Genomic DNA, 11423 nt, shown 5'->3' with positions numbered 1-11423 from the left:
TGTGCGATCGTGCTGTCCTGCGCATCCGGCGGCCCAGCGGGCTAGAGCAGGTGCGCAGGCTAAAGCAGGTGCGCAGGCTAGAGCAGGTTCGGGAGCAGGCGGGCGAGGCTTTCATAGACGTTCCAGACCACCGCGACCAGCACAGGTGCGCTCAGAAGATAGGCCGCCGGCGTCTCCCAGCGGTGGAACAACCAGGTCGCGAACACCACCGCGACGAGAAGCACCTGCGCCCACAGCAACAGGGGCAGGGCCGCGGCCGGCTCGCCGGCAAGCGAACGCTCGTCGGCGTAGATGGCCGGGCGGGTACCGGCGGACGGCTGCGCGGCGGTCGTCAGGTTGGCCGTGACCGTCAGCGTGTGCGTCGGGCTGACGGCTGGCGCCGAGGTCACCAGCGTGATCCGGTGGACGGACCCGGTCACCGGTTGCGGTGGGGTACGCCCGTCCCGGATCTCGACGACGGTGAACTTTGAGATGCCCAGACCTGTGGTCGCGATGATCTGATCGCCGTTGCGCAGCTTGTCGAGCGTGGCGAAGGGGGCGCCAAACGTGGTGCGCCGGCCGTAGACGACCGCCGTACCGGCCTGTCCGGGCAGCGGTGTGTCCCGGCGATGGCCGAGCCCGCGGGTGAGCGCGCCGCTCGTGGTGCCTTCGACCACGACCTGACGGACTTTCAACCGCGGAATCTCGATGATCGCCACCGGAACACCCGGCGTGATCGGTGGTGCCACCGGAGCAACCTCGTCACCGACCTGGGCGAGCTGGCCGCGAAACGTCTTGTAGAGGTTGTCCTGGGTCCGGGCCTCCTGCAGCCCGGACACCGCGAGCAGATAGCCGGCGAAGCCGAGCATCAGCACGGCCACACTGATGAGAACCCGCCCGGCGGCGATCGCGATGACCGCCCGGCCACCGACCGGCGGGCGTGGCGGCTGGCGTGGCGGCTGGCGCTGGCGCCGCCCGCCCCGGTTCGGCGGCGCCGCGCCCGGTGCCACGGTTGAAGGCGCTCCCGCTCCCGGTGCCGGTGCCTGAGTCGTCACGCTCACCCCGTCTACTTCCACATCCGCGGCAGGACCCGGGTCAGTGACCGCGTCGATGCCGACGCGGGTCCGCCGCGTGAATACCAGACGAGCCCGAGGCCGAGTGCCACCGAGCCGAATCCGATCACGATCACGAGAAGTAGCACGAGCCGCCCGACGCCGGTGGACTCCACCAACGGTCCCGTCCGGGCCGAGGTGGTGAACGCCGCGGTGGAACTCGCCTTCGGCGTGGCCCGAGCCGACGAGCTGGCGCTGGCCCGAGCCGTTGCGCTGGCACGAGGACTGGCCGTACTGCCACCGGTCGAGGTCGTGGTCCCGCTTCCGCTACTCCCAGAGGTGGTTCCGTCACCGCTGGCCCCGGAGGTCGTACCGCTGCCGCCCGTCCCGGACGCCGTCGTGCCGCCCGCCGCGGACGTAGTGCCAGTGCCAGTGCCCGGGGATGTGGTCTGCGCCGCGGGCGACGGGCTCGTCGACGGGGTCGGCGTACCGGTCGATGCCGGCGCCGCCTGCAGCCGCACCGCGGCCTGCACCGTGCCCGCCTGTGCGACCAGGTTCGCCGGCAGGCTGAGGTAGCCATCGGGCAGCTGGCCGTTGTCGATCCCGTGCGCCTGGCCCTTGGCCGCGGCGAGGTCGATGAAGTCGGCCATCTTGGCGGCCTTGCTCTTGTCGATACCGCTCGTCGGGACCATCGCGTAGTGGACCAGCGCGAGCGGGTAGAGCGCCGGGTCGGTCGCCGCGTAGTCGGCCTGGCGGACGCCGTTCGCATCGACGGTCATGGCCTTGACGGCCGCCGTGACGGCCGCGTCGGTCGGGGCGGTGAAGGAGCCGGCGGCGTTCTTCAGTTCCGCCTGCGGCATGCTCAGGTTGGTCGCGTCCGCGCTGTCGAACAGCACGAACAACGACCGGAAACCCTGGCGCGCCGCCGAGTAGGACGACGGCTGGTGCCCGAGATCCTGGTCGGAGATGGTGCTCGGGTCCTTGCCCGCCGGGGCACCGGCCGCGGCCTGGCGGACGACCGCGTCAAGCCCGCTCAGCGGGGCGAAAGTCATGTTCATCGCCGACGTCGGGTCGACCGTGCGGAACGTGTCGAGCGGGTACCGCACGTTGCCCTTGTTCCACGCGTCCAGGAAGTAGCTGCTGACGTGCATGCCGTACGGATCCTTGGTGCCCTTGAGAAACGCGCTCGCATCCGGGTCCGCGGCGAGCCAGCGGGTCACCTCATAGGTGAGGTCCTCACCGTCGGCTGTGAGCACCGGCGGGAAGTAGTTCTGGGCGGTGAAGTCCTTCGCCCAGTCAACTCCGGGGTTGAGCGCCTGAAACTCCGGGTCCGCAAAGATCGTGACCGGGTTCCCCGTCGTCCCCGGGTTGGGGCAGTACGCGCTACCCGGCCCGGTGATGGGCGCCGTGGGGTCGCAGCCGGGCGGCCCGCCCGAACCGTAGAGACCGGGATAGGACTGCGTGAGCAGCTTGGCGACCAGCCGGGCGTCCAGCCGCAGCGAGGTGATGGCCGTGTGCGTCACGGGGTCGTCGAGCAGGAAGCCCAGCGAGATGGCGGACACCGCGAGCGGCGCGTAGGCCACCGGATTCGGCCCGGTCGCGCCGGTGGCGGCCGGGCGCGTGGTCAGGGCCATGTCAACGGTGCCGGCGGCAAAGTCCGACCGGGCCTGGGTGTCGCCGAGCAGCGAGTAGTCGACGTTGAGCGCGGGCGTGCCCGCGCACGAGCGGGCCGTCCAGCTCAGCATCGCGAGGTTGGCCACGGGCGCGCCTTCGGAGGTGAAGTCAGGGTTGTTGATCGAGCATGCCCCGGCGCCGAGACGGAAGGTCAACGGGATGGCGACGTGCGACGTCCAGCTGTTCAGGAGCTCGGCGGACGGCTGGGTGAGCTTCCACAGAACCAGCGAACACGGCCGCGTCGAGTTACAGCCCAGGCTCGTCAGCTCGCGCCCCGTCTCGACCACGAAGTCGACGCTGCCCGTCCCGTCCGGCGCCGTGATCGCTTTACGCCTGTTACCCGGCCCGTCCGGCCCCGCGCCGTTGAGCCCGCCAAGCGCGGTGGGATCGGAACCTGAGGCCAGGGTCTCGGACCCGTAACAGTCGGCGGCCGACTTCGGGTCGGGGCGGCACTGGTAGATCCGGACCTCGTTCGTCGAGAGGTCCGCCCCGCTGGACGGGAAGCCCTTCCAGCTGAGGTGGATCGCCTCGAAACCGAGGTCGCTCGTCTGGCTGACGGTCACCGACGCGTTCGCCCCGATCGCCGGTGCCGGGACGGTCGTCGCCACCGGGACGACCGCGGCCCGCGCCGGCGCCGCTCCTGGCAGGAACAGGGAACCGGTGACCGCCACGACCCCGCCGGCCAGCGCGACGGCGACGCCTACCCGCTCCCTTACCAATCTCGGTGACACGTCTTCTCCAGCCGGGGAGGGACACACCGCGGACGGGTGTGCGGTGCTGTCGGAATCATTCCGCCAGTTCGGACGGAATGTATGGAGCGATCGCTCGGAACACATGGAGCGGTCGCTCCATGCACCGCAGAGCCCGGCGCGAACGCCGAGCTCTGCGTGACATGAGCGTTACTTAGGAGATGCCGAACTTGGCACCACAGAGCGTGCCCGTGCCCGAGGTGGGCAGCGAGATGAAGCCCTCGTTGGCGCTGAGCGGGTGGGTGCAGAGGTAGCCGGCCTTACCGAAGACCGGGGTGTAGTTCGACCAGATCTTGTCCAGACCGGTGCTGCCGGGCTGGTTCTTGAGGACGTTGAACAGCAGGCGGGCGAACTTGCCGGACGGGTTCAGCGAGTACGGGCCGGCCGCGCCGTTGGCGACGTCGGGGATGGTGGCGGGGACGCTGTCGATCTGGCGGACGGTGAAGCCGTTACGGTTGTCCACGTCGCCACCGCGGGACTGGGCGACCCACTTGCCAGCCGAATACGGCACCAGCGCGTCGCCGATCGTGTCACCGGCCTGGAGGTTGGCCTGCAGGCTCACACCGCTGTTCTCTTCCAAGGTGGCGGGCTGACGCACGCACGCACCCGGCACGAGCGCCGCGTTCGGGCCGTTCACGTTACCGCTGTTGCTCAGCGCCTTGAGGAACGAGTTCCGCGTGCCTGACCCCGACTGCGGCAGGTACGGCTGGATGGGCGAGCTCGGCAGGGCCGAGTTGATGGTGTGCCAGTCGGTGAGCGTGCAGCTGTAGATGGCGGTCAGCTGGGCGGTGCTGACGGTCTTCGGCGTCAGCTTCGGCGAAACCGGCTTCGCCGCCCAGGTCACCACGTCCTTGGCGTACGCGAGGAAGGTCTTGTCGACGTCCGAGGCCTTCGTCGCGTCCGGGTACCGCGAGGAACGCGCGAAGTCGACGCACACGCCGGACGCATTGTAGGCTGCCGGGTCGTTGTTCAGGGCCGTGACACCGGCACTCGAACCGTTCGGCCGGGCGTAGTTCGCACAACCCGCCTTGGCGGTGATCGGAGTCGTGCCGGTCGCGTTCCAGCTGTAGAGCTTGTGCGCCGGGCTCGTCGCGTTGTACGAGACCGAGTAGTCGTTCATGATGTTCTGCGTGGTGTCCGATCCCACACCGACGATGTCGCCGGCCGCGGGGGTGACGCCTGCCGGCGGGTCGGCCAGAGCCGGTCCGCCCATGACGCCCACGGCCAACGCCGTGGCCGTGATGGCGACCGTGAGGGCCGCCTTCTTCGGAATGTGCATGTTCCACTCCTTGTGGGGAACGGTTTTCACGCGGCGACGTTCAACCGTCGCCCGAGCCGTCGGTGGCTCAGGTATGAGATTTCCATGCCATTGATGAACACGGCCAGCCACCCGAGGGATTTACCGGGCAGCCACCAGGTAACCATTTCGTAAACGCCTGTGAATGTACGTTCACAGGTATACTCGGCATTTTGTCGGGGCAGCGGCGGAATTCCCGCCGCCCGGACGCCGCTCATGCCGGTGGCGAGCGCCGGCGCAGATGCGCGCTCAACAACGGAGGAACGAAGAAGGCGGCCAGTACGCTGAGGCCGGCGAACACGAAAAGAACATTTGCCTGGTGACCGCCCTGGCGTAGGCTGGACACCGATACCGGCGCCGCGGAGATGTCACCACCACCGGAACCATTCGAGCCGCTCGAGCTTGCTCCACCGGTGGCCGTGACAACCTGTCCGGTCTCCGGGTCGATTGTCGTGCCCGCACCCGCCGAACCGGTACCGTTCGACGAGTCGCCGCCCGTCCCGGTACCCGACCCGGTGCCGCCCGAGCCGTCGCCCCCGGACGTGTCGCCCGAACCGCTGCCGGTCCCGCTCCCACTGCCGCTACCCGAGCCCGAACCGCTACCACTGGTCGAGCCCGAACCGCTGCCGGAACCAGTCCCGCTGGTAGAGCCGGAACCGCCCGACGTGCTGGACGTCGCCGTGGTGCACGCCGGCGCGCCGGCCTTCGCGCAGTCGGCAGGCCGTGGCGCGGTGTTGAGAACCTGCAACGCGGGATTGTTGCAGCTGGCCAGGGTCGGTGGAGCGATGTGCCCTGGTATCCGGTTCATCTGGTCGAAGCCGGCCTGCACGAGGTTGACCGGCAGTGGTGAGAAGCCGAGGTTCTCCGCCTTCTGCTGGCCGGCGCACAGGAAGTAACTCATGAACGTCGACAGCGTCCGTCCCTTGTCGGCGGTGAAGCGCCCGACCTCCGCAGTCGGAACAATCATGTAGCTGTAGCTTGAGACCGGGTAGACGCGGGGGTCGTTGTAGACGTAGACACCGTCGAGGTTCTGGGTGAGGTCGGTGTTGAGTTTCGCCTGCGTGAGAGCAACCGCGACATTGCCCGCGGTCGGCTGGACGTAATATCCACCGGCGTTCAGGATGCTGGCGACCGGGAAACCCGAACGCTGGGCGTAGGAGTATTCGACGTAGGTGATGGCGCCCTCGCCGTACGGTGCGGCGACGTAGTTGGCGACTCCGCTCGACAGCGCCTGGCCCTTTGCCCCGGGAAACGTCGGGTAGAAGGACTGCAGACCGCAGTTACCGGAAAAACTCGCGTATTTCTTGCAGAAATCCGTCCACAGCCCGGAGTACTGCTTCGACATGTAGAGCGTGAACTGGGCGGAGGTGCCCGAACCGTCGGAGCGCAGGACGGGGGTGATGGCCTTGTCCGGCAGCTGTCGGCCGTTGTCCGCGGTGATGGCCGGATCGGACCAGTTGGTGATGACTCCGGTGAAGATCTTGGTGAGGGTCTCACCTGAGAGCCGAAGGTTGGTGACCTGCTTGCCCGCGACGGTCAGGTGATACATGAACGACGTCCCACCGGCGACGATCGGCAGATAGGCGTAGGGCCGCCTGGCCGCGAGCGGCAGCTCGTCGGTGTCGTTGCTGCCCGGGATCCGAGGCTGGAACGGGATCTCGGAGACGGCGAAGTCGTTGAGCCCGTTCCAGTAGTCCGACCGTCCCGACGACGAGCCGTTACCGGTGTAGTTGACCGGCAGCCCGTTCTTGCGGACGTCGCGGACCCACTGGCTGATCATGATCTCGCTCCAGGTGGAGCCTGATCCGGCAACAGCGGCATAGGGGGCGTCGGCGCTGGCCGGCGGGCTCGCCGCCATCCCGACGCCACCGACCGCGACCGCGCTCAACGCGATCGCGACGAAGCGGGCGACCAGGCGACGACCCTTCCCGCCCGCGGTTCGCGAGCCTGGCCGGGTATTTCTGGGCAGGACGGCGAGCATCTTCTACGACACCTCCGCGGAGCGGCGCTTCTGCCGGCGTGAGAGCGCTCCGGGGTTGCGACCACCGACGACGCGGGCGAGGACGAACAGCACGAGGACGAGGATGAGCAGCGTCAGGGCCGCACCATAGGCGCGTGCGACCGACTCGGGCTGTGGAAACTTGACGTAGTTCAGGACGTAGAGCGGCAGCGAGAGCATCGCGCCGTGGGCCGGGTCGGCGTTGAGGTCGTTGGTGAAGCCCGCCGTGAGCAGCACCGGCGCGGTCTCGCCGACGCCGCGGGCAACCCCGAGGATGACCGCGGTCAGCAAGCCCGAACGGGCGGTGGGCAGGACCACGTGCCACACGGTCTTCCACTGGCTTCCGCCGAGGGCGAGGGACGCCTCCCGCAGACCACCGGGAACGATCCGGAAGACGACCTCCGCCGTCCGGGTGATGATCGGCATCATCATCACTGTGATGGCGAGCGAGGCGGCGAACCCACACCGGTTCGTGCCGAGCGAGAGCACCACGGTCGCGAAGACGAACAGGCCCGCGACCACCGACGGGATCGCGCTCATCGTGTCGACGATCGTGCGAACCGGGCGGGTGAGGGGACCGCGTACCTCGTTGAGGAACAGGGCGGTGGTGATCCCGAGCGGAACCGAGATCAGTACCGCGACGCCGACCTGCAGCAGCGTGCCCACGATGGCGTGGAGCGCGCCGCCGGAGGTCAGCGGGTCTGACGGGGCCGTCACCGACATCGTCTGGGTGAAGAAGTTGAGGTGCAGCGCGGTGTAACCACGGAACGCCGTATAGCCAATGATCAAGGAAAGTATCGTGACGACCGTCAGCCCGGCGGCGTGGCAGATCACCGACATGACCCGGTCGGCCAGTGCGACGCCGCGGCCCTCCCGCGACAGCACGACGGTCGAGTAGACCGCCAGGAAGAGCACGTAGCAGCACAGCCAGAAACCGACGGTCCCCGACAGCGGCAGGAGCCGCTCGAAGAGAACCCAGGTCAGGCAGAGTGCGCACAGCGCTGACCCACCCACGGCGAGGACATCGTCCGCCGTGACCTGGGCCGGGCGGATCCGGACCTCCGGCGGGGACTCAGGCAGTGCGGGTCCGGCCGGGTTCCGCACTGTGCCGGGCACCGGGTGCCCGAGCGGCGAAGTCGTGGTGATCGCCATCAGATCTCCGTTGCCTCGCCGGAACGGGACCGGCTGATGATGGTCGAGGCGAGCGCGTTGACCAGCAGTGTCAGGGCGAAGAGCACCAAGCCGGCACCGAAGAGCGCGGCCAGCCCGAACGACCCGGACTCGTTGTAGCGCAGCGCGATGAGTGAGGAGATCGACATCCCACCCTGCTCTAGAATGTGGATCATTCGTCCGGGTGAGGCGAAGAGCGGTGCGATGATCAGATAGACGGCGATGGTCTCGCCCAGCGCCCGCCCGAGACCGAGCATGACCGCGCCGACCATGCCGGCTCGGCCGAATGGCAGGACGACTGCGCGGATCATGCCCCAACGGGTGCCACCGAGTGCCAGCGCCCCCTCCCGTTCGCCGGCCGGGGTCTGCGAGAAGACCTCGCGCATGATCGATGTAATGATCGGCGTGACCATGAGTGCGACGACGAGCCCGGCGATGAAGGTGGACGAGGCGTACTGACCGAGACCGGTGACCCCGCGGTGGGTGTGGAAGAACGGAAACCAGCCGAGATGGTCGGCCAACCAACGGCTCACCGTGATGGCCCGGGGCTGGAGGAAGAAGAAGCCCCACAGCCCGTAGACGATGCTGGGGATGGCGGCCATGAGGTCGAGCAGGGAAACCATCGGACGGCGCAACCTACGCGGTGCGTACTCCGAGACGAACAGCGCGGTACAGATCGATAGCGGAACGGCGACGACGAGCGCGACACTGGCAATGAGGATCGTTCCCAGCAGGACCGCGCCGACACCGAACGTGTTCGAGCTCGGCAGCCACTGGGTCTCGGTGAAGAAGGACAGGCCGACCTTCCGCAGGGCCGGCAGTGCCTTGTAGAGCAGAAAGACGCCGATGAAGCCCATCGTCGTCATCACGGTTATGGCGGCCGTCCGGCTGACGCCGCGAAATACGCGGTCGGCAACTCCCGGCCGTGGGCGCGTGTCGCGCCGGACCTCGACAGGGGAACCCGCATCCCCGCCCGATGCCACCTGGCCTGTCTCCAGGTCGGTGGCCAGATACGCGCCGGGCGTCACGGTGGAGTCTCCCCCTGACCGGCGCCGGCGACGTCGGTTCTTCTCCATCGCTTCGATATAAAAACAGACATCGCCGCCCAGGTGGCGATCCGAAGGTGAACAAACCCCGAATTCTGACAACCACCGGGAGGCATCACAGGTATACGAAATGAACGGGCGTTCATTTCGTATACCTGTGATGGCGAGGCGGGGCAGGGTGCTGCGGGCCCGGACTGCTCAATCGGGGACCTTGCGCGATCGAGGACCTTGCCCGATCGAGAATCGGCTCAGCCGGTTCGGACGAAGCGAGCCGCGTCGGCGACCACGTAGTTGTCGGTTCCGGTGGTGGCCACGGTCACGGTTCCCGCCGTTCCGACATCGAACGGCCAGGCCCCGATCGGCGCCCAGCGACTGCCACCGGCGCGCTGGTCCACGATGACCGTGGCCGAGCCGCCCTGGTAGGCAACGGTCACCGGCACGTTCGACGCCCGCGCGGTTGCCGACGTCCACCGCAGGTAGACCCGATAGGTGCCGGCCGTCGGTAGGGAGGGCACGAAGCGCACGCTCTTGCCACCTTTGCCGGCGTTGCCGTCATGCAGGTAGCCGGTGCCGTAGTAGCCGGCGATCGCCGTACTGGACGTCCAGCCACCAGTGATCACTGTTGTCGGGGCGGTGTCGTCGACGGCGACATCGGGATAGTCCAGCGCGGCCATGTCCTCGAACAGCCGGGTGCGAAGGGCCACCGGGTCGAGGGCCTGCACGGTCACAGCGCCGTCGAGCGCCAGCTTGGCCGCGGTACCGGCCGCCTGCCCGAGAATCATGAACACCGGCTCCATCCGCACCGAGCTGTAGGCGACATGCGACGCTGACAGACAGACGGGGACGATGAGGTTCGTGCACTGCGCGGCATCGGGGATCATCGCCCGGTACGGCAGCCGGTACGGTGCGGGAACGGGGATCTGGAAGTCGCCCTCGTTCTTCACCAGCCCGCTGACGACGAGCCGCTGGCTGTTGTGAGAATCCCGGGCGTAGCTGGCCAGGCCGATGCCGTCGGCGACGGTGGTCTGGCCACGGCAGTCCGCCTCGGTCAGGACATAGCCCGAGCTGACCATCCGACGGGCTTCACGCACGTAGAGTTGCGGCGGCCAGTTACCGGTGGCGGTGAACTCGTCGGGTGCCAACCCGTAGGCCGCGACCGCGGACCGGACGTCGGCGCGCACCCCGGTGTCGTTCGCCAGGAAGTAGAGCAGGCCCTGCTGGTAGGCGGTGTGATCAGCCACGATCGGCGCGCGCTGCGTCCAGGTCGCGCCCGGGTAGGTGTCCGCGGCGCCGACATGGTCGAGCGAGAAGGGGCCTGCGTTGTTCCCGTCGAACTTGGCGTTCGGCAGTGCCGCGTTGTTCAGGAACGCGGTGGCCTTGTCGGTGAACGGGTCGGCGTACCCGGCCGCGATCAGCCGCGGTACGAGGGCGTAGCGGTTCGGGTCGTAACCGGCGGGCCGTGCAAACGCGATCCGGTTCGACGCCTTGGTCAGGCAGAGCCGGTAACAGTAGGCCTGGACGTGGGTGTCGCCACTGCCGATGGCCCCCAGCGCGGCCGCGGAGATCTCGGGCAGCAACCCGCTGGTCGGGTCGCCCGCCCGCCGGTACGGGTCGACCGCGACGCTGAACTGGTTCTTGGAGAACACCTGGACGCCGTTGTTGGACTCGCCGTAGGTCGCGTTCGACTCGCGGCCGATCCGGTGGTGAACCCCCGCGAGCGCCAGCAGGTCCCCCTCGTAGGAGGCGTCGATGAACATCTGCGCCCGCACGACGGTGCCGTCGTCCGCCGTCACGGAGGTGAGCCGGGCGCCGCTGCGGCCGACGGAGGCCAGCGTCCGCTTGGTGTAGACCGACACCTGCGCCCCGGTGAGCATGTCGCTCACGACCGTGGCGGCCACCCGTGGCTCGAAGGTGGTCAGCATCGGCGTCAACACCCCGAGCGAACCGCCGTTGTAGGCGACATACACCCTGCGGTAGAACTCGCGCGCGAGCCCGCCGACGGTGCCGCCCGTACCGATGTCGGTCCGGGCGAGCCCGCCGGTGGTCATGCCGCCGACGTGCGCGGTCGGTTCGAGGATCACCACCGAACCGCCCATGCGCCGCATCTGCACGGCGGCGGTGACACCGGCCATGCTCGCGCCGTACACGCAGAGGTCCGCCACTATCGGTGTGACCGCGGTGGCGGATGACGTGACGGTCAGCTCAAGGGCCGCGACCGAGCCGGCGGCGGCTGCCATCCGGAGCAGGTCTCGGCGGTGCAGCCCAGGATTCAGCGTCGGTCGGCGGGCCATGGATCCCCTCGTCGGTCGGGCTCGTGCCGGTCCGCACATCGATCTCCCCAGCCGGCAGGTTGGACCCTATTGACGCGTAATTGCCGGAGGCAACGACCACCGCGTCACATGCATGCGCCGATCCGGCGTCCAGCGGAAGACCGCACCGTGAATCGGGCAGCCACCC

7 protein-coding genes are annotated in these 11423 nt (G+C 68.5%); all 7 read right to left on the bottom strand.

The features are described from left to right. Positions 1 to 77 precede the first annotated feature (77 nt). Positions 78 to 1040: a sortase gene (locus tag U9980_RS02935; protein WP_322766571.1), complete on the bottom strand. Its 963-nt coding sequence runs from the start codon at positions 1038 to 1040 to the stop codon at positions 78 to 80. Between the two features lie 5 nt (positions 1041 to 1045). Next, complete coding sequence (locus U9980_RS02930; protein WP_322766570.1) at positions 1046 to 3436, bottom strand: hypothetical protein; 2391 nt, start codon at positions 3434 to 3436, stop codon at positions 1046 to 1048. Between the two features lie 172 nt (positions 3437 to 3608). Next, positions 3609 to 4763 (bottom strand): PstS family phosphate ABC transporter substrate-binding protein, encoded by a 1155-nt coding sequence (locus U9980_RS02925; protein ID WP_322766569.1) that lies wholly within the window; start codon positions 4761 to 4763, stop codon positions 3609 to 3611. A 202-nt stretch (positions 4764 to 4965) separates the two neighbouring features. Further along, positions 4966 to 6732 carry a phosphate ABC transporter substrate-binding protein PstS gene (locus tag U9980_RS02920; protein WP_322766568.1) on the bottom strand — a complete coding sequence of 589 codons (1767 nt, stop codon included), beginning with the start codon at positions 6730 to 6732 and terminating at the stop codon, positions 4966 to 4968. Between the two features lie 3 nt (positions 6733 to 6735). After that, entirely contained in the window at positions 6736 to 7902 is a 1167-nt protein-coding gene (gene pstA, locus U9980_RS02915) for a phosphate ABC transporter permease PstA (protein WP_322766567.1), read from the bottom strand. Continuing rightward, positions 7902 to 8948: a phosphate ABC transporter permease subunit PstC gene (gene pstC / locus U9980_RS02910; RefSeq protein ID WP_322748217.1), complete on the bottom strand. Its 1047-nt coding sequence runs from the start codon at positions 8946 to 8948 to the stop codon at positions 7902 to 7904. The genes pstA and pstC overlap by 1 nt, the downstream gene beginning before the upstream one ends. 266 nt (positions 8949 to 9214) lie before the next feature. Next, entirely contained in the window at positions 9215 to 11257 is a 2043-nt protein-coding gene (locus tag U9980_RS02905; protein WP_322766566.1) for an FAD-dependent oxidoreductase, read from the bottom strand. Positions 11258 to 11423: the final 166 nt, after the last annotated feature.

It is taken from the genome of Protofrankia sp. Cr1 (assembly GCF_963555865.1).
Taxonomy (GTDB): domain Bacteria; phylum Actinomycetota; class Actinomycetes; order Frankiales; family Frankiaceae; genus Protofrankia.
The sequence above is the reverse complement of the archived record's forward strand: the minus strand, read 5'-3'. Positions and strand labels throughout refer to the sequence as shown.